Annotated in this window: 23 protein-coding genes; 13 read left to right on the top strand and 10 right to left on the bottom strand. The window is 39.8% G+C overall.

The window, feature by feature from the left end; genetic code table 11:
- Positions 1-32 precede the first annotated feature (32 nt).
- From I2F31_RS03075 to proB, 4 genes are all read left to right on the top strand, one after another.
- A complete protein-coding gene (locus I2F31_RS03075) occupies positions 33-587 on the top strand; it encodes a lipocalin family protein (protein WP_195767851.1) in 555 nt (184 codons plus the stop codon).
- Between the two features lie 66 nt (positions 588-653).
- Positions 654-1580: an EamA family transporter RarD gene (gene rarD / locus I2F31_RS03080; RefSeq protein ID WP_195773422.1), complete on the top strand. Its 927-nt coding sequence runs from the start codon at positions 654-656 to the stop codon at positions 1578-1580.
- 112 nt (positions 1581-1692) lie between these two features.
- Complete coding sequence (gene cgtA / locus I2F31_RS03085; protein ID WP_195773423.1) at positions 1693-2910, top strand: Obg family GTPase CgtA; 1218 nt, start codon at positions 1693-1695, stop codon at positions 2908-2910.
- Between the two features lie 17 nt (positions 2911-2927).
- Complete coding sequence (gene proB / locus I2F31_RS03090) at positions 2928-4067, top strand: glutamate 5-kinase (RefSeq protein ID WP_195773424.1); 1140 nt, start codon at positions 2928-2930, stop codon at positions 4065-4067.
- Positions 4068-4094: 27 nt separating this feature from the next.
- Here proB and I2F31_RS03095 read toward each other — a convergent pair whose 3' ends face one another.
- The gene (locus I2F31_RS03095; protein ID WP_195773425.1) at positions 4095-4313 is read right to left on the bottom strand and encodes a hypothetical protein; all 219 of its coding nucleotides are present in this window, start codon (positions 4311-4313) and stop codon (positions 4095-4097) included.
- Between the two features lie 340 nt (positions 4314-4653).
- On the opposite strand from I2F31_RS03095, the gene I2F31_RS03100 reads away from it, so the two are divergent.
- The 6 genes from I2F31_RS03100 (at position 4654) to I2F31_RS03125 (ending at position 9466) form a co-directional block, all read left to right on the top strand.
- A complete protein-coding gene (locus tag I2F31_RS03100; RefSeq protein WP_195767846.1) occupies positions 4654-5850 on the top strand; it encodes a DUF1615 domain-containing protein in 1197 nt (398 codons plus the stop codon).
- Positions 5850-6455 carry an HAD-IB family hydrolase gene (locus I2F31_RS03105; protein WP_195767845.1) on the top strand — a complete coding sequence of 202 codons (606 nt, stop codon included), beginning with the start codon at positions 5850-5852 and terminating at the stop codon, positions 6453-6455. The genes I2F31_RS03100 and I2F31_RS03105 overlap by 1 nt, the downstream gene beginning before the upstream one ends.
- Before the next feature lie 52 nt (positions 6456-6507).
- On the top strand, positions 6508-6828 hold the full coding sequence (locus I2F31_RS03110) for a hypothetical protein (RefSeq protein ID WP_195767844.1): 321 nt from the start codon (positions 6508-6510) through the stop codon (positions 6826-6828).
- Positions 6829-6937: 109 nt separating this feature from the next.
- Positions 6938-7954 carry a 50S ribosomal protein L3 N(5)-glutamine methyltransferase gene (gene prmB / locus I2F31_RS03115; protein ID WP_195767843.1) on the top strand — a complete coding sequence of 339 codons (1017 nt, stop codon included), beginning with the start codon at positions 6938-6940 and terminating at the stop codon, positions 7952-7954.
- A gap of 16 nt (positions 7955-7970) precedes the next feature.
- On the top strand, positions 7971-9056 hold the full coding sequence (gene aroC, locus I2F31_RS03120; protein ID WP_195767842.1) for a chorismate synthase: 1086 nt from the start codon (positions 7971-7973) through the stop codon (positions 9054-9056).
- A 173-nt stretch (positions 9057-9229) separates the two neighbouring features.
- Positions 9230-9466, top strand: coding sequence for a hypothetical protein (locus I2F31_RS03125; protein WP_195767841.1), 237 nt, complete (start codon positions 9230-9232; stop codon positions 9464-9466).
- 44 nt (positions 9467-9510) lie between these two features.
- Here the strand turns inward: I2F31_RS03125 and accC are convergent, their stop codons facing one another.
- The 4 genes from accC to I2F31_RS03145 form a co-directional block, all read right to left on the bottom strand.
- Positions 9511-10878: an acetyl-CoA carboxylase biotin carboxylase subunit gene (gene accC, locus I2F31_RS03130; RefSeq protein ID WP_195767840.1), complete on the bottom strand. Its 1368-nt coding sequence runs from the start codon at positions 10876-10878 to the stop codon at positions 9511-9513.
- 15 nt (positions 10879-10893) lie between these two features.
- Positions 10894-11325 carry an acetyl-CoA carboxylase biotin carboxyl carrier protein gene (gene accB / locus I2F31_RS03135; RefSeq protein WP_195773426.1) on the bottom strand — a complete coding sequence of 144 codons (432 nt, stop codon included), beginning with the start codon at positions 11323-11325 and terminating at the stop codon, positions 10894-10896.
- Between the two features lie 34 nt (positions 11326-11359).
- Positions 11360-11797, bottom strand: a complete 438-nt coding sequence (gene aroQ, locus I2F31_RS03140) for a type II 3-dehydroquinate dehydratase (RefSeq protein WP_195767838.1) — start codon at positions 11795-11797, stop codon at positions 11360-11362.
- Between the two features lie 194 nt (positions 11798-11991).
- Positions 11992-13404: a coniferyl aldehyde dehydrogenase gene (locus I2F31_RS03145; RefSeq protein ID WP_195767837.1), complete on the bottom strand. Its 1413-nt coding sequence runs from the start codon at positions 13402-13404 to the stop codon at positions 11992-11994.
- 147 nt (positions 13405-13551) lie between these two features.
- Between I2F31_RS03145 and I2F31_RS03150 the strand changes: the two genes are divergently transcribed.
- Positions 13552-14013 (top strand): hypothetical protein, encoded by a 462-nt coding sequence (locus I2F31_RS03150; RefSeq protein ID WP_228285043.1) that lies wholly within the window; start codon positions 13552-13554, stop codon positions 14011-14013.
- Between the two features lie 10 nt (positions 14014-14023).
- Here the strand turns inward: I2F31_RS03150 and I2F31_RS03155 are convergent, their stop codons facing one another.
- Genes I2F31_RS03155 through tusD form a run of 4 tightly spaced genes read right to left on the bottom strand, consistent with a single transcriptional unit; the run spans position 14024 to position 15371 of the window.
- Complete coding sequence (locus I2F31_RS03155; RefSeq protein WP_195767836.1) at positions 14024-14338, bottom strand: TusE/DsrC/DsvC family sulfur relay protein; 315 nt, start codon at positions 14336-14338, stop codon at positions 14024-14026.
- A gap of 25 nt (positions 14339-14363) precedes the next feature.
- Complete coding sequence (locus I2F31_RS03160) at positions 14364-14633, bottom strand: hypothetical protein (protein ID WP_195767835.1); 270 nt, start codon at positions 14631-14633, stop codon at positions 14364-14366.
- 7 nt (positions 14634-14640) lie between these two features.
- Positions 14641-14991: a hypothetical protein gene (locus tag I2F31_RS03165; RefSeq protein ID WP_195767834.1), complete on the bottom strand. Its 351-nt coding sequence runs from the start codon at positions 14989-14991 to the stop codon at positions 14641-14643.
- A gap of 11 nt (positions 14992-15002) precedes the next feature.
- Positions 15003-15371 (bottom strand): sulfurtransferase complex subunit TusD, encoded by a 369-nt coding sequence (tusD, locus tag I2F31_RS03170; RefSeq protein WP_195767833.1) that lies wholly within the window; start codon positions 15369-15371, stop codon positions 15003-15005.
- A gap of 194 nt (positions 15372-15565) precedes the next feature.
- On the opposite strand from tusD, the gene fumC reads away from it, so the two are divergent.
- Positions 15566-16960, top strand: coding sequence for a class II fumarate hydratase (gene fumC, locus I2F31_RS03175; RefSeq protein ID WP_195767832.1), 1395 nt, complete (start codon positions 15566-15568; stop codon positions 16958-16960).
- A gap of 368 nt (positions 16961-17328) precedes the next feature.
- Positions 17329-17811 (top strand): hypothetical protein, encoded by a 483-nt coding sequence (locus tag I2F31_RS03180; RefSeq protein ID WP_195767831.1) that lies wholly within the window; start codon positions 17329-17331, stop codon positions 17809-17811.
- 66 nt (positions 17812-17877) lie between these two features.
- Here I2F31_RS03180 and I2F31_RS03185 read toward each other — a convergent pair whose 3' ends face one another.
- Positions 17878-19167 carry a dicarboxylate/amino acid:cation symporter gene (locus I2F31_RS03185; RefSeq protein ID WP_195767830.1) on the bottom strand — a complete coding sequence of 430 codons (1290 nt, stop codon included), beginning with the start codon at positions 19165-19167 and terminating at the stop codon, positions 17878-17880.
- Positions 19168-19457 lie beyond the last annotated feature (290 nt).

The raw sequence follows: 19457 nt of genomic DNA on the forward strand, positions 1-19457 counted from the left end.
CATATCTATGTATTGATTATGAGGTGATGTTGATGACCCTTAAATATGCTTTCTTTGCAATGTTATTGTCATTACAGTGTCATGCTGTGATGGCGGAAAATACGATACCACCTATACGTGCGGTGGATTCGGTGAATGTGAGTCAATACCTTGGTACATGGTATGAGATTGCCCGTAAGCCGATGTTTTTTCAACGTAGTTGTGTGCAAGATGTACAGGCACATTATCGCCTAACACCACAAGGTACGCTGAGTGTAGAAAATAGCTGTACCACTCAAGACAAGCAAAGAAGTGTTGCCGAGGGCGAAGCTTATATTTTAAATGCCCCCTATAATAGCCAATTAGAGGTCAGCTTTTTACCCAAAGCCATTCGTTGGTTACCTGTAGGGCGTGGTGACTATTGGATATTAAAGCGAGATGAGCAGTATCAGACTGCACTGGTCGGAGACCCTGCGCGTAAGTATTTATGGTTGCTGGCGAGAACTCCACATATTCCTAATAACGTGTGGCAAACTTATTTAGAATATGCAAAACAAATTGGTTATGATGTTTCAGATTTTAAACCAACGCTACAAACTGAACATTAGTTTGGGCACTTAAAAGCAATCAAAATGATTTCAATATAAATTCTTATCTGAGCAATGGGGTGGTGTGTGGTTAAAGGGATTGTGTTTTCTGTACTTGCCTCAAGTATGTTTGGTGTATTGTATTTTTACACGCAACTTTTGAATTTATTTGATGGTTCACAGGCTTTTGGTTGGCGTATGATTTCATTGCTACCATTTTTAACGCTATTTATGTGTTTTACTAAAGACATACAGCGTATTAAAGAAGTGGCTTTGCGTGTACGCCGTGACCCTAAGTTGATACTTGGTTTAATGCTGACAGCTGCTTTAGGTGGTCTACAACTTTGGCTATTTCTATGGGCTCCCATGCATGGCCGTGGTATGCAAGTATCGTTGGGCTATTTCTTGTTGCCTTTAGTTTTGGTTTTGGTCGGCTCAATAGCTTATCAAGAAAAAGTCTCGTGTTTACAAAAAACTGCTGCCCTGTTTGCTTTGGTTGGGGTTGTAATCCAAATTTGGCAAGTGGGCAGTATTGCATGGGAAACCATTTTAGTTGCTGTGGGGTACTCTGCTTACTTTTTTGTGAGAAAAGCCATACAGACTGACCATTTGGGCGGTTTTTGGTTTGACAACGTACTGGTATTACCTGTGGCATTTTACTTTGTATCTACTTGGGCACAGCCTTGGCATACATTTATAGATCAACCTCAATTGTTTTTGGTCATTGCAGGTTTAGGTATACTCAGTGCACTTGGGTTAGGTTCTTATATTTTAGCCAGTCGTTACTTGTCTATGGTGCTATTTGGTCTGCTTAGCTATTTAGAGCCTGTATTGCTTGCACTGGCTTCATTGGCAATAGGTGAGCGACTAACGACAGCTCAAATTTGGGGTTATGCACCCATTTGGCTTGCTGTCGTGATTTTAATTATTGAGGGTGTACTACATCTTTACAAAAAGCATCAGCAACATAAATTATGGCTCAATAAAATTGAAAAATCTGCTGAAAAAACATAGATTCGTGTAAATAGTATGCGTATACCGAAAGAATAGTACATATACCTTTGTGTGAAATCAGGTACAATATGCGACAATACACAGTTGTTTTATATATTTAGAGGATTGGCGCATGCGTTTTGTTGATGAAGCAGTCATTACCGTAGAGGCTGGCGACGGAGGCAATGGCGTCGCCAGTTTTCGCCGTGAAAAATTTGTACCTTTTGGTGGCCCAGATGGTGGTGACGGTGGTCGTGGTGGAAATGTCTATATTCAAGCTGATGATAACACCAGTACATTGGTTGACTACCGTTATACACGCCGTTTTCGTGCAGAGCGTGGTAAAAATGGTTCTGGTGCGAACTGTGCAGGCCGTGGAGCTCCAGACATCGTGCTGAGCGTACCTGTAGGGACGACCATTGTAGACACAGACTCAGGCGATATTATTGGTGACTTGGTTGAAAGTGGCCAGCGCTATTTGGTTGCAAAAGGTGGTGATGGTGGTTTAGGTAATACGCACTTTAAATCATCAACTAACCGTGCCCCACGTAAATTTACGACAGGTGTAAAAGGTGAATTTCGTGAAATTCGCCTTGAGCTTAAAGTGTTGGCAGATGTTGGCCTACTCGGCATGCCAAATGCGGGTAAATCTACCTTTATACGTGCAGTATCTGCTGCAAAACCGAAAGTCGCAGACTACCCATTTACAACCATGGTACCTAATTTAGGTGTGGTCGATGCAGACCGTCATCGCTCATTTGTCATGGCGGATATTCCTGGTCTTATTGAAGGTGCTGCTGAAGGTGCGGGTCTGGGTATTCGCTTCTTAAAACACTTGGCACGTACACGTATTTTATTACACATTGTCGATGTACAGCCGATAGATGGCTCAGACCCTGTACACAATGCTAAAGCAATTTTAAAAGAACTCGAAAAATTCTCACCGACGTTGTCACAATTACCTGTGGTATTGGTGCTTAATAAGCTTGATCAGCTTGAAGACAGTGCAAAAGATGAATGGTGTGAACATATTCTGTCTGAGCTTGCATGGGAAGGGCCTGTATTTAAAACATCAGGTTTAATGTCTGAAGGTACAAAAGATGTTGTTTATTATTTGATGGATCAAATTGAACAACAACAAGAGCGTGAGTCAGAAGACCCTGAATATGCAGCTTCAATGAAAGCATTCCGTGATCAATTAGAAGTTGAAACACGTGAGCAAACATTGGCAGCTAAAGAGGCATATCGTGAAATGCGTAAAGCACAGCGTATGGCTGATTTAGGTGATGACTATGATGACGAAGACGACGATGAAGATGATGGCGAAATGGAAGTGTATTACGTACGTTAAGTACGATTGAGGAGATCATGATTAAGGTCGTAGATGGACAACGTCAATTAGAACGTTGTCGCCGTATAGTCGTTAAAATAGGCTCGTCTTTGCTCACAGCAAATGGGCGAGGTTTAGACATACAAGCAATTTCTCATTGGGCACACCAAATTGCACAATTACACCAAGCAGGACACCAAATTATTTTGGTCTCTTCGGGTGCGGTGGCAGAAGGTGTGGTGCGTATGAAACTTGCCGAGCGACCCACAGATCTTCCAAGCTTACAAGCCTGTGCAGCACTTGGCCAAATGGGATTGGTGCAAACATGGTCAAGTGTGCTTGAACAACACGACATTAAAACAGCGCAAGTTTTACTTACACACGACGACTTAAGTGATCGTAGACGTTATTTAAATGCCTGTGATGCTTTGCAACATCTGATTGATTGGCGTGCGATACCTGTGATCAATGAAAATGACACAGTATCGACCTATGAAATTAAGTTTGGTGACAACGACACGCTAGCTGCTATGGTGGCGTGTCAAGTCAATGCAGATCTATTGGTGATTTTGACGGATCAGCAAGGTATGTTTAATGCAGATCCACGTCATAACCCAGATGCAAAACTGCTATCAACTGTACCAGCACTGGATGACGAACTGTTTAGTATGGCAGGGGATGGTGGTGCATTAGGTCGTGGTGGTATGGTGACTAAAGTACGTGCCGCACGACTTGCTGCCCGTTCAGGGTGTGACACTATTGTTGCCAGTGGCGACAGTGAGCAAGTCTTGGTGCGTTTAATGCAAGGCGAAGAGCTTGGTACTTTGTTTGTCGTAGATGGTGACCCAATTGCTGCCCGTAAGCAATGGTTGGCCGCTCATTTACAAACTGCAGGGCGTTTATTACTTGATGATGGTGCAGTGAAAGCCATTAAAGCACAACATCGCAGTTTATTGCCCGTAGGTGTACAAGGCGTGCAAGGGCATTTTGAGCGTGGTGATGTGGTGGAGTGCGTTGACTTACAAGGGCAACGGGTTGCTGTAGGGCGTGTGAATTTCAGTGCTAAGCATGCAGAAACCATAAAGGGTTTGGCCACAGACAAAGTGCAGCAGGTATTGGGTGCAGATGTATTGCGTTCTTTAGAAATGATACATCGAGATCAGATGGTCATTTACTAATATGACTGTTGGAGAACAAACGCCGTTTTATACGGCGTTTTTCTTTTTAGGATGATAGTTTACTTCTATATCAAAAATTGGTTCACCATCTTGCCCGTGTACGGTCACAGCACCTTCATGACACATTGAAATAAATGCACCTGTCAGTAGGAGGTTGTCATAAGTGACATCTTTTTCATGTAGGGTATTGTCATGCTCATATTGAATAAAAATTTTTTGTCTTTCAGGGCAAAAGTGCAGTTTCATGGTGGCTAACATTAAGTTTTTGTATGGAAGGAACGACAATATATAGTCTACGATTTTTTGAATTGAGGGTGATTCATATATTTTATTTGAATCTGTTTATACAGTATTAAATAAGATCAATTCCTTTTAAAATATAACTGAATTCTACTGTGGGGTAAAGTGAGCAATAACACATTATTTTTTAAAAAATTACTGCTGATTTTGTTGTATGAAAAATGCTTTTTAAGAACTAAGAAATCATTAGAATTACGTGTTAAAAAATATACTTTCATATGAAAAGGCCTTACAATTCGAAGCCATTGCTCAATGGTTTTTTTTTAGGTCTTTGTCAGGTTTTACTATGCAACATTCTTCTAAATTTTTTCGTATATGTACGGTCATTATGTTGTGTACTGGTGTTGTGTCGTGTGGTAAAAATAATGTGACTTCAGATGAGGATACGCCAATTTTAACTGAAAAAAACATAAAAAACCTGATCCCATCGCGTGTGCATGATCGTGCCTCTTGGGCTAAAGATATTTACAGTATTATGGATACGCTCACGATTGAAAAAACCAAAACCAATGTATGTAGTGTGATTGCGATTGTAGACCAAGAGTCGAACTTTGTTGCCAATCCACAAGTCCCTCATTTGGGTGATAAAGCGGTGAAAGAGGTCAATAGTCGTTTGGAAGAAAAATTTTCTGACAAATTGGGCGAGCGTTTTGGTGAGCCTGTTGCTAAGTATTTCTTAAATGTACTCAAAACACAGCCAAGTGCAGACAATAGCTATTTGGCCCAAATGAAAAAAGTCAAAACTGAACAAGATCTAGATCTATTGTATCGTCAGATTTTTGATTATATGACCAAACATTATCATGTGAGTGCCATTACGGGTGCAGCAAAACTCATAGGTCAAGACATTGGTGAGCGTATGAACCCAATTACCACATTGGGGTCTATGCAGGTACTGATTAACTATGCACAAGACCATCAGCGTAATCATGCCAATATCTATGAGCTAAGAGATGACTTATATACTCAATATGGCGGTTTATACTATGGAATACATCGTTTAATGCTGTATAAGGCAGGCTATGCTAAACCGATTTACCGTTTTGCTGATTATAACTCGGGAATGTATTCAAGCCGTAATGCATCATTTCAACAGGCTTTGAGTAAACTCACCAAAATTAAGCTTTCATTGGACGGTGATTTATTGCTGTACGATAAAAATGAAAATATACAGTCTGAACGAAGTCAGTCCGAACTTGCCATTAATCGCTTGTTTGCAGACCATGCTGTAAAAATTTCAGCCAAACAGGTGCGAAGTGATTTAAAACAAGAAAAGCAACTCGATTTTGAAAAAACACAGACCTATAACGAGGTAAGAGCACTGTACCAACAACAGTTTGGTCGTGCTTTGGCATATGCGATTATGCCTGAGGTAGTGATTTCTGGGCCAAAACTCAGTCAAGATTATAATACCAATTGGTATGCCTCAAAGGTCAACAGCCGTTACCTGTCGTGTATGCAACGTGTGAGGTCTAATCGTTAGTGAAGGCTTTAGCACTGTTTGATTTTGATGGCACACTGTATTTAAAAGATAGCTTTACAGGGTTCATTTTTTATACGTTTAAAGCACGCTATGTACTCAAAACAGGGTTATCGATTTTACCGTGGATCAACCATTATTATTTGGGCTTATATCCTGCAGATAAAATGCGTAAAAAACTCTATTACAATATGTTTCATGCTAAGCCTGTAGACCATGTTCAACATGATGCCATCAGCTATACACGGGTATTACAGCAACATTTAAACCCACAACTCTTGGCACAGCTTAAACAGCACCAAGCATTAGGGCATGATGTGGTTGTGGTGTCTGCGTCTTTAGATATTTACTTAAAACCACTATGTGAGCATTTAGGGGTAGATTTAATTAGCTCTGAAGTTGAAAGCGAACATGGCAAACTGACTGGGTTTTATAAAACAGCAGATTGCAGTGGCTTAGAAAAAAAACGCCGTATACAACAACGTTATGATCTCAGCACCTATTCACGCATTTATGCGTATGGGAATACCCTTGAAGATGCTGCAATGTTATCTATTGCCACACAGCCTTGTATGTATGGGCAAGACCCATTGCCAGTACTACGCTAGCCATAGCTTGAAGGGTAGTAGAACGTGATTAAAAAATATGAGGAAATCACCCGTGTCATATACCATTATAGATTTAGAGCAGCAAACACAGCCTGATCTTCTATGCCCAAGTTGTCAGCACTGTGTGCTTGATTGGTCTAAAACACAGTATATACAGCCGTGTGAGCATACGGCATTTATTGCACTAGATTTAGGCTTTGAATATGTTGCAGATGACTTTGAGCAAACCTTAGCGGTGAGTGTGGATGATATACATGCTCAGGAGCTCAATGTATGGCAACACATACAAGGGTCATCTTTAGCTTGCTTAACCATTTATAAGATGAGTTTAGGTGTGGCGGACTATAAACGTTATGTTGGGTTTACAGTCTAGTCCTACATTATGTTGGCTTTATTTGGTCATGTATGGCTTTAAGCATTATCAATATAGATAAAACACGTTAGAATAGCGCATATTTTTATCTATATTGATGGAGTAGTGCGTGGATCAACGTTTGACCATTAGCTCAGAAAGCCTAGCAGAAGCCGCTGAACACCTAACAACAATACGAGACTTTATTCGCTTTGGGGTAACGGTATTGCGTCAGTATGATGCACATCTTGGTCAGGGCACAGAAGACTTCTTTGCAGAAAGTGCAGCATTGGTTTTACAAACATTGGCACTCGACTGGGAAGCCAACGCAGAAATTTTAGATGCAAAACTCCTTCCAAGTGAAAAAACAGAAGTGTTGGCATTGTTTGAACGCCGTGTAAATGAGCGTATTCCAACTTCATACTTATTAAATCTTGCTTATTTCTGCAAGAAACCATTTTATGTAGATGAACGTGTATTAATTCCACGCTCACCGATTGCAGAATTGATAGATCAGCGTTTTGCACCGTATTTCTTAGATGAATATGGCACACTGCGTGAGGCTTTAAATGCATTGCCAGAACAAAGCAAAGCACTGAAAACACCACAACGTATTTTAGATATGTGTACGGGTTCAGGTTGTATTGCTATTGCACTTGCAGATGCATTCCCAGAGTCTGAAGTAGATGCTACAGATTTATCTCGTGATGCTTTAGAAGTGGCAGCACTCAATGTGGAACACCATAGTAAGCAATATCAAGTGGCACTGCTTGAGTCAGACTTGTTTGCTAAGATCCCTGCTGAAAACCAATACGACTTAATTGTCAGTAATCCACCTTATGTAGATGCCGAAGACATGGCAGATTTGCCTGATGAGTTTTTACATGAGCCTGAAATGGCTTTGGCCGCAGGACAAGATGGTTTAGATTTAGTCCGTAAAATGCTTGCACAAGCTGCAGACTATTTAACTGAAGATGGGCTCATTGTGATTGAAGTGGGTAACTCAGAGTGGGCGATGCGTCAAAACTTTAACCATGTTGATTTTCATTGGTTGAAATTTCAAAAAGGTGGCTCAGGTATTTTTGCATTAACAGCAGCACAATGTCGTCAATACAAAGAAACCTTTCAAGCATCTATTGCAGTATAAACAAAGGAGTGTGATGATGGCAGGAAATTCAATCGGTCAGCTATTTCGTGTAACCACGTGTGGCGAGTCACATGGTTTAGGTTTAATGGCCATTGTAGATGGTGTGCCACCTGGGCTTAGTTTGTCTGAAGAAGATTTACAAAAAGATCTAGATCGCCGTAAACCGGGGACTTCAAAGTTTGCTACACAGCGTAAAGAGCCTGACCAAGTCAAAATTATATCTGGGGTATTTGAAGGAAAAACCACAGGGACATCAATTGGTCTTTTAATTGAAAATACAGACCAAAAGTCTAAAGACTATGGCAATATTGCTCAAACCTTTAGACCGGGTCATGCTGATTATACCTATACCCACAAGTATGGTTTTCGTGACTACCGTGGTGGTGGACGCTCAAGTGCTAGAGAAACGGCCATGCGTGTGGCGGCAGGAGCGATTGCAAAGAAGTATTTGGCTGAAAAGTTTAATGTACTGATTCGCGGTCATGTGACGCAAATTGGTAACGAAGTGGCACATACTTTAGATTGGTCACAAGTGTCACAAAACCCATTTTTTTGTGGTGATATTGACGCCGTTCCACGTTTTGAAAAGCTTGTCACATCACTACGTGAACAAGGTACAAGCTGTGGTGCTAAATTAGAAATTTTGGCTGAAAATGTGCCTGTGGGTTGGGGTGAACCTGTATTTGACCGCTTAGATGCAGACCTTGCCCATGCTTTAATGAGTATTAATGCGGTAAAAGGCGTTGAAATTGGTGATGGCTTTGCTGTTGCAGGCCAATTTGGTCATGAAACACGTGATGAGTTGTCAAGTGAGGGTTTTTTAGCGAATCATGCAGGTGGCGTACTTGGAGGTATTTCTTCAGGACAAACCATTCGTGCCGCCATTGCACTAAAACCAACAGCGAGTATTACCACTAACGGTAAAACCATTAATTTACAACGCGAAGATATTGAAGTGTTGACAAAAGGTCGTCATGACCCATGCGTGGGTGTGCGTGCTACACCAATTGCAGAAGCCATGATGGCGATTGTGTTGATGGATCACTTTTTACGCCACCGTGCTCAAAATGCTGATGTTATTGCACCATTTGAACCTATTTAAGCCTATTTTGTGTTATCTAAAGGCGTCACAAGCATGTGACGCTTTTTTATGTCTTTGAATGTATGGCTAAATTTGCAACATCTTATTGAAATCTTATGGATAAGCTTTGACATTATAATAAAAGCTGTTACAACTAAGAGAAAAGCATGTTAGATAAAGAAAGGAAGTGACACATGAAAACCGTGGTCAAATATATTTTGTTAAAAAGTAAAGAATATCAGTTAGGCCATGTATTGTATGAAGATGAAATTGATGCACCGAGTCACTACTTTGATGAGATTGCAACGCACATTGAATATCAAAACAGATCGTTTAAGGTATTGTCTAAAGAGCTGACCCGAAAAAAAATATATGATGATACTGATGCGGTAGAGTCACAGACCATTGTCATTAAAGTTATTTCAGTATGATGAAATAAAAAAAGGAAGTGTAAACACTTCCTTTTTTTATGCACTTATTTTTTTGCGTCAGTTGGGGTAACTAACTGTTGTAATAAGTGCTTTTCTAGATAGTGAATATCCATCGCATTTTCACAAAATGCTTCATCTTGCAAGATGAGGTCTTTATGCAATGGAATATTGGTTTTCACCCCTGTAAGAATCATTTCATCGAGTGCTTGACGCATACGCGCTAAAGACGTTTTACGGTCTTTACCGTGTGCAATCAGCTTCGCAATCATTGAGTCGTAGTAAGGCGGAATTTTATAGCCAGGGTAGATATGCGAGTCTAAGCGAATACCTGCACCACCTGGTGCATAAAATGTTTCAATTTTACCCGGCGATGGCATAAACGTGGTTGGATCTTCGGCATTAATACGACATTCAATGGCATGACCTTGTACTTGAATGTCATCTTGTTGAATGCTTAAGCCTAAGCCTGCTGCAACACGTAATTGCTGCTCAATAATATCCACCCCTGTGACCATTTCTGTGACAGGGTGTTCCACTTGCACACGTGTGTTCATTTCAATAAAGAAGAACTCATCGTTTTCAAATAGAAACTCAAACGTACCTGCACCGCGGTATTGCATAAGTTCACATGCAGTAACACAGGCTTGTAAGATGTCTGCACGTGCTTGCTCAGGGAGTCCTGGTGCAGGTGCTTCTTCTAATACTTTTTGATGACGGCGTTGTAATGAACAGTCACGGTCATATAAATGCACCGCATGGCCATTACCATCTGCTAATACTTGTACTTCAACGTGGCGAGGTGTTTGTAAGAAGCGTTCCATATAGACCGTATCATCACCAAACCACATTTCCGCATCACGCTGTGCTGCTTGTACAGACTCAAGTAGGGTGTCAATGCGTTCTACAATACGCATACCACGACCACCACCACCAGAGGCAGCTTTTACAATGAGGGGGAAGCCAATTTTTGCGGCTTCTTCTTTTGCATTGCTTGGTGTTACCGCATGCTGTGAGCCGGGTACCGTAGGTACACCTGCTTTACGCATAGCAGTAATGGCAGAGACTTTATTTCCCATCAGGCGAATATGTTCAGGTCTTGGGCCAATAAAAATATAACCTGAGCTTTCAACCATTTCTGCAAATTCTGCATTTTCAGATAAAAAGCCATAGCCTGGGTGAATGGCATCTGCACCTGTCACTTCTGCTGCGGTAAGCAGTGCAGGAATGTTGAGGTAACTTTCACTGGTTGCACCAGGGCCAATACAGACGGCTTCATCTACAAAACGTAAATGCATGAGGTCTTTGTCTGCGTCTGAGTAAATGCCAACAGTTTTAATACCGAGTGTTTTACAAGCGCGAGTGATACGCAGGGCGATTTCACCTCGGTTTGCAATAAGTACTTTTTGCAACATAGTCACACTCCGTAATTATGCGCGGTAACGGAATAATGGTTGACCGAACTCAATCACTTCGCCATTTTTAACCAAAATTTCTTCGATAACACCGCTTTGAGTGGCTTCAATAGGGTTCATAATTTTCATGGCTTCAATAATACCCAGTGTTTCACCTGCAGAAACAGTTTGACCCACTTGTACAAATGGGCTTTCGCCTGGGTTAGATGCTGCATAAAATACGCCAACCATAGGTGCTGTTTCAACGCTACCACGTGAAACTTTTGCAGCAGGTGCTGCTGTTGTTTGTGCAGGTGCACTAACTGGTGTTGCTACTGCATTGGTATAAATAGGTTCAGGGCTACGGCGTGTTAAAGCAATAGATTGATCGCCTTCTTTAACTTCAATAGCCTGTAGGTCAGATTCGATCATAAGATCGATCAGTTTTTTGATTTTGCGAATGTCCATGATATGAATATTCCTGGTTTAAATAAGTGGAAAATTAAAGGGTTGAAATTGCATAATCTAAAGCAGCGGTATAACCATAAGCCCCAAGGCCACAAATCACACCTTTGGCTTTATCACTCAAATAAGAGTGGTGTCTAAATGGTTCTCTGGCATGTACATTTGAAAGATGAACTTCAATAAATGGAATGTTCACGCCCAATAACGCATCTCTGATAGCCACTGATGTATGGGTAAAGGCTGCCGGATTAATAATAATAAATTGGATATTTTGTTGAGCTGCTTGATGAATTTGATTAATAATTTCAAACTCTGCATTGCTTTGAAAATGGCTCAGCTGACAAGATTGTTCTTTGGCACGTTGTACCAATGTTTGATTAATGTCATTTAGGGTGAGGTGACCATAGACTTCAGGCTCTCTTTGACCCAACAGATTAAGGTTTGGTCCATGTATCACAAGAATATGAGAATGCATGTTATGTGTCCTGATTAGCAGATCGCCATTTTTTGCAAGTTCTTTGCAATGTTTGTTGATTCAATCCAATATCTGTCTTGTTTTCTGCTTTTTTATGGCATCAGATATTGGGTGATATATAAAATATTGCGCATATCTTGCTAATTTTTGCAGTAATAGGCAATGTTAAAAAGTGCCAATTTTTGATTCAAGCTTTAAGGTTTTTTAAAGTACAGCTTAAAGAGTTTCTTTTGTAGCCATTGTCCGTACGGTGGATAAATCATTTTCATAAAACTCAGTTTCGGTCTGACAAAGACAGATTTTTCATGACTAAATGTTTTAAAGCCTTCTACGCCGTGATAACTCCCCATACCAGATGCACCAACGCCTCCAAAAGGTAAGTCTTCTTGTGCCACATGCATCAGCGTTTCATTAAAGCATACACCACCGCTGTGTGTGTGCTGTAAAACGTATTGTTGTTGTGTGCTGTTAAAGCCAAAATAATAGAGTGCTAGAGGGCGAGTGCCTTGGTTAATGTATGCAATCGCTTCATCAATATGGCTGTAACCAATAACAGGCAGTATTGGCCCAAAAATTTCTTCTTGCATGACGGTCATGTTTGCATTGGGGGATTGAATGACACAATGAGCTAATTTACGACCTGATGTTTTGCCTGCCATGGTGTGTATGATTGCACCATGTTGTTTGGCATCTTCAAGATAGTGTTCTAGTCGATCAAGTTGTTTTTGGTTAATGATGGCGGTGTAGTCTGGGTTTTTTTCTATTTCTGGATAAAATTGTTGTAATGCCAAAAGGTACTTTTCAATAAACTGTTGTTCTTGCGAGACATGTACCAATACATAGTCTGGTGCAACACAGGTTTGCCCTGCATTCATGGTTTTACCAAAGGCAATACGTTGTATGGCTTCATCAAAGTCTGCATCTTGTGCAATCAGTGCGGGTGATTTACCGCCTAACTCTAAGGTGACAGGCGTAAGATGTTCAGAGGCGGCTCGCATAACGTGTTTGCCAACGGCGGTAGAGCCTGTAAATAGGAGGTGGTTAAATGGCAGTTGTGAAAATGCTTGTGCGATGTCTGTATCACCTGTAACAACATGGACTAAATCACTTGGAAAGCAATTTGTAATCATTGCTTGAAAGCATTGTGAAAACTGTGGGGTAAATTCGCTCATTTTAATCATGACGCGGTTACCTGCGGCTAAAGCTTGGCAGAGTGTTCCTATGGCCAAATAAATAGGATAGTTCCAAGGGACAATAATACCAACCACACCTAAGGGCTGTGGCAGAACATAGGCTTTTGCAGGTTGAAACAGTAAGCCAACACGTTTACTGCTCGGTTGCATCCATTGTTCTAGATGTTTAATACAATATTTAATGGCAGACATACTCGGTATAATTTCTGCAATACGTGTTTCATCTATACTGCGGTGGGAAAAGTCTTGGCTGATGGTCTGACAAAACTCACTTTCGTGCTGTTGTAATTGTACGAGCAGTTGTTTTAACCACGCTTTACGTTGATTGCTACTCGGATATGGCTGTTTGGCATAAGCATCTTGTTGTTGTTTGAAGTGTTGTTGTAATGGGTTTGTTGCGAGTTGTGTTTGCATGCCAGTCTCACCGAAATGTTATGGTTTCATAGTACTATGAAACGAAATACCATGTTGATCAATCATGTATATAAAAATAAACAATATTTCATCTCAATTTATGCTAACTTTTCGGTAATAGATTGGTTTTTAATATAAAAGGCTTATATGAAGCAATTATTCATGGCAACCGTATTGCTTTTAGGTTCAATGTCGGTATTGGCTGCTGAACCGAGTGCGGTCACTAAAAGTAAAGTTAAAGCCGATGGTGAAATTACCATTGTGCAACGTCCTGTTATTTCTGGGCTATGGGGAATGACCATTCCAAATACTCAATGTGTTGAATACTATAATTTTAAAGAAAATAATAAGGTGGTGGTTAATAGTGACCAAGAATGGTCAACAGGACTGTATGAGTATCAACCTTCTGCAGACAATGGCCCTGTTGCTGGTTTGGCTTTACAAATCACATCTAATAACTCACAGCCCGATTGTTCAGGTAAAACGATGCCTGCAAGTAATGAAGTGTTGCAGTATTATGTCCGTTGGCAAGATGCCAATAATATTCAGTTTTGTGGTTCAAATGAAAGTCGTAGCTGTGTTGTTGGGCTAAGACGTATTCTACCGTAGCCCAATCTGCTTATAAGCAGTTGGCAGGTTTAGGTAGGCCAGCAATTCTACATAGTTCTCGTGCGACAAGTCCTGTATTAAAGCGTTGTTGTAAAAGTGCATTGTTAATACTTGGATCTTGTTTCATTAAAAATTTAATCAGTGGCCGTGTACTGGGTGCATGGTCATATTGTTGGTAAAATGCACGTATATGTTCAAGCACAGTAAAATGCCAAGCATCGAGTTGAATATCTAGGCGATTGGCAAGTTGTTGTGCAACCTCGGCATTCCATGTGTTGTGGTCAATTAAGTGACCGTCTTGGTCTAACTCAAGCTGTAAATTCATTTGATGCTCATCTTTAAACGGTTGTTTATGCAATACGTATGACTTTGCTGTGTTGCAAGGTGAGGGCTGCAAATGTGGCATAGTCAATGACTTGGGGTATATCAGTGGTTAAGAGTTGTTTTTCACTGTCTAATACATAAACTTTGTGTGTTGTTGGTATGAGATGAGCATGTAAGATGGCTTCTCCCATAATAACAATGGCATCGTCAGTTTGTAGCAGTGCATTTAGACGCTGTAATTGTTTTTCTGTATTTGCATAACTACTTTGAACTAAAAAGAGTGTTGAACTTTGCATAGTTAGATTACCAATAAATGACTTGGTCAAAGGAATGAATAAATGTTGCGTCAAAGACAATTGGCTGAACATTTATCTGAGTGTTTTGTGCAAAAGGATGGTCTGTTTGCTGTTGCTCAATATAAATATGCTCAATGTCGTATAGCTCAAAGCTTTCAACCAAATTGCTTGCAAATTTAAAGGCATGTTGTTGTGTGTTGAATTGTGCTTTAGGGCCAAGTAGGCTAATTGCCGCATCTTGTAGTAGTACACTGACCTCGTGGCCAAAGGTTGCGAAGACTAAAGTAGCAGATAAGCTCTCTAGTGTTTGTAATTGGGTGATGTTGGCTTGATTAAGTACAACAAGTATTTTTTTCATCTGGTTGCTCCTTAAAATTGAATCACACGTTCGGCTTGACCGAGTGCATCTGTAAGGTCACCCAAACCCACTAATTTAAACTCAGTAGCAAGATTTGATATATTCAGCTGATGGCGTGTTGCATTGTCTAGGTCGGTAATGCCTCGTTGTAATGCTGCACTCACACAAACGGGTAGAGGAATCTCTAGTGCTTGCCATGCATGAGTCAAATGACGTTGATCATCTTGCACCCAATTTAATGCATTCGCCACATAAACACCGTCTTGATAAAAAAATACTGAAAAAGGTGCACCTTTTTGTTTAAGGGCTTGTGCTAAACCCAAGGCATGCCATGCAAAGATAGAGCTTGGTGGTGCGGTAACTAAAATAAGTGTGCTCATTGAGTAGAAGTGTCATGATTCAATATGGTTAGTATAAAACGCTGTATAGAATCCGTCATTGTCTGAACCATTTTTTCTGTGAATCATTGTTTAAAAATTCACTAAAAACAACGAAATGATTCTTGTTTATATCTGTTGAATGTTTTATTACTAGTGCCATTGATTAAAAACGTGGCGATGAGGCGTCAAAAATAATGGATATGCGTATAGAACATGACACCATGGGTGATGTTGAAGTACCGAGTGATGCGATGTGGGGGGCACAAACACAGCGTAGTTTGCAGAACTTTAAAATTGGTTCAGAGCATTTACCACGTATTTTAATTCGTGGTATGGGGCTAGTAAAAAAAGCAGCCGCAATCACCAATGCAGAGTTAGCACAAATTCCGCAAGAGATTGCCCACTCAGTGATTGGTGCAGCTGATGAAGTCATTCTAGGGCAGTGGGATGCACAGTTTCCATTGGTGGTATGGCAAACGGGTTCTGGTACGCAAAGTAACATGAACTGTAATGAGGTGATTGCCAATATTGCCAATCAGAAGTTGGGGCAACCTTTAGGGGCACAAAACCCTGTTCACCCAAATGATCATGTAAACCGTGCACAGTCAACCAATGACTCTTTCCCGACAGCGATACATGTGGCAACAGCTTTGCATATACATGAGTTACTTATTCCTGCGGTGACGAGCTTACGTAATACTTTAGATGCGAAAGCACAAGCATTTGCACCGATTGTGAAAATTGGCCGTACGCATTTACAAGATGCAACGCCGTTGACATTAGGGCAAGAGTTTAGTGGTTATGTTTCACAATTAGATCATGCATTACTCCGCTTAGAACACGCACTAGGTGGGTTATATGAGCTTCCACTGGGCGGTACTGCGGTAGGTACGGGTTTAAATGCTCACCCTGAGTATGCAGTAAAGGCAGCACAGCATTTAGCAACACTTACAGGCTTGCCATTTAGAACAGCGGAAAATAAGTTTGAGGCATTAGCAGGAAGAGATGCTGTGGTGTTTGCATCAGGTGCTTTAAAAACATTGGCTGTGAGTTTAAATAAGATTGCCAATGATGTGCGTTGGTTGGCCAGTGGTCCACGTTGTGGATTTGGTGAAATTCGTATTCCTGAAAATGAACCTGGTTCGAGTATTATGCCTGGTAAGGTGAATCCGACACAAAGTGAGGCCATGACTATGGTGGTGGCACAAGTGTTAGGTAATGATACGACCATTAATATTGCAGGTGCATCGGGTAACTTTGAGTTAAATGTCTTTATGCCTGTGATCGCATTTAATATATTACAGTCTGTTCGCTTACTAGGCGATGCGTGTAATAGCTTTAATGACCACTGTGCAGTAGGTATTGAACCGAACAAAGATAAAATTGAACACTTTTTACGTAATTCATTAATGCTTGTGACTGCGCTTAATCCAATTATTGGTTATGAAAATGCAGCCAAGGTGGCAAAAACTGCCTATAAAGAAGGTAAAACACTCAAGCAAGTAGCGGTTGAACTTAACCTTGTTACAGCAGAACAGTTTGACGCCGTGGTGAGACCTGAAAATATGGTATCTGCTAATGTGAAATAGCCGTATTTAGCATCTTTTGGCTTAAAGCTAAAGGGTGCTTTATTCATGTTTAGCTTACTGTTTTAATGAATTTAAGCTTTATAAATAAAAGGTTTGTGAGTATCTTTACTATGAGTGAGGTGCATATTGTCAGTTATACGTTCAACACATAGGGTGAACTCAATTTCATTAGAAACCTTTAGTGTTTAAAGTTCATTTTCAACAATTCAGTGATAACCAAAAGTAGAAAGTTTTCACCCCACGATGAAAATACGGTATATCTGTATAAATTTAGATGACATTATTGTCGGTGAAAAATCGTATAAAAAAACTGTGGCGCTCTGTCCCTTATGTTTTACAATAGTATTTTTGCTTTATGATGATTTTCTATGTTTGATGTTTATCTCACAGATACCAAAAAACAGGTGCAGTTTAAAGACTACCCAGGTACTCAAGCGGTCAAATTTATACTTAACTTTAAGAAAATATTTCCAAGTGTGATGGAGTTGTTGCTGCCTGTACTGCCTACAGATAATAATTTAGAAGAAATGCAGTGGGAATCAACACGCCGTGATTTTGAAATATTTAAGCTTTTGGTTTCTGGTTGGGGTGTTGTTGAGATACGTCTAGCGGCTTTATCTCGTTATAAAAACCGTGAATTTGCAGATCAAATTGTGAAACGAGTAAGGCAACAAGTGGCTTCTTATAAAAATCGTACGACGGTAGAACAAGATTATTTATTTTTACACCAATTACATGCGGCTATAGATGCTGAATTGGTTGATATTGGTGAGAAATTTTATTTGCCAACACTTAGACAATTATGGCAGGGCTATGTCTCTGATGATGTTATTAAAGCAACCATAAAATAGCCTAAGTATTGTTTCTATTAGATATAAAAAAAGCCTAGTTTTTACTAGGCTTTTTTTATATATGACTTAAGCATTTTTATTTGAATTAAGTGCTGTATCAAGTTGTTCTTTGTCTAAAGAGTTGTCCCAACGGGCAACAACAATTGTTGCACACGCATTACCAATAATATTGGTTAAAGCACGGCATTCAGACATAAAGCGATCGATACCTAAAATAAGAGCCATCCCTGCAACAGGTACATCTGGTACAACTGAAAGCGTTGCAGCCAAAGTAATAAATCCTGCACCTGTTACACCCGCAGCACCTTTAGAGCTAATCATAGCTACAAGTAAAAGGGTAAGTTGTTGCCCAATGGTTAAGTCAATATTACATGCTTGAGCAATAAAGAGTGCCGCCATTGTCATGTATATATTCGTGCCATCTAAGTTAAATGAATAACCTGTTGGAACAACAAGACCAACAACAGACTTTTCACAACCTGCATTTTCCATTTTACGCATAAGGTTTGGTAAAGCAGCTTCAGATGAGCTTGTACCAAGGACTAACCACAGTTCATCTTTAATGTAGCGAACAAGCGCAATAATTGAAAATCCGTTATAACGTGCAACTGCGCCAAGAACAATAATAATAAATAAAACAGAAGTAATATAAAAAGTGGCAATGAGTAAAGCTAAATTACCAATAGATCCAACACCATATTTACCTACCGTAAATGCCATTGCACCAAATGCACCAATTGGAGCAAGCTTCATGAGCATACCAACAAGCTTAAATACAGGTACGGTTAGGGTCTCTAAAAAGTCAATGATCGGTTGTGATTTATCATTTGTTGATGCAAGTGCAAGACCAAACAGCACTGCTACAACAAGCACTTGTAAAATATCGCCACCAACCAATGGACTGATTAGTGTTTTTGGAATAATACCCATTAAAAAGCCAACAATTGTTGAGTCATGTGCTTTTTCAACGTATGAACTCACTTTGTCTGCTTGTAGTGTTGCTGGGTTAATATTTAAACCATGACCTGGTTGGATGACATTGGCAACAATCATCCCAACAAATAATGCTAGAGTAGAGAAGGTAATGAAGTAAAGCATTGCTTTACCTGTTACACGACCAACACTGCCCATGTTTTTCATACCTGCGATTCCTGTAACCACAGTTAAGAAAATAACAGGTGAAATAATCATTTTTACAATATTAATAAATGCATCACCAAGGGGCTTAAGGCTTTCACCTATGCTAGGGTAGAAATGTCCTAAAAGAATACCTAGGGTAATTGCAAATATAACTTGTATATATAAGACTTGATAAAATTTTGGCTTTTTATCGGGAGAATGTGTTTGTGTATCCATTGGTGAATCCCAAAGAGTTTACATTTAAAGATGAAATTAGATCGATTTTACTTTAAAAAGATATTCAAAGTCGAAATAATAACTATCAAATATTAAAATGATTAAAACATTGACTTTTTGTTTATTTTGATTGAGTTGTAAGATTTTATATAAATAAATATATTTTTCAGTAACTTATTTTTATTAAACTATAAACAATATGATTGTTTTAAAAAAGTCTATGGGCAAAAGGTGACATCATACTTTAGTCTTAATTGGTAAATAGCCTAAGTAATTTACCAATTAAGACT

Source organism: Acinetobacter rathckeae (assembly GCF_015627125.1).
Taxonomy (GTDB): Bacteria; Pseudomonadota; Gammaproteobacteria; order Pseudomonadales; family Moraxellaceae; genus Acinetobacter; species Acinetobacter rathckeae.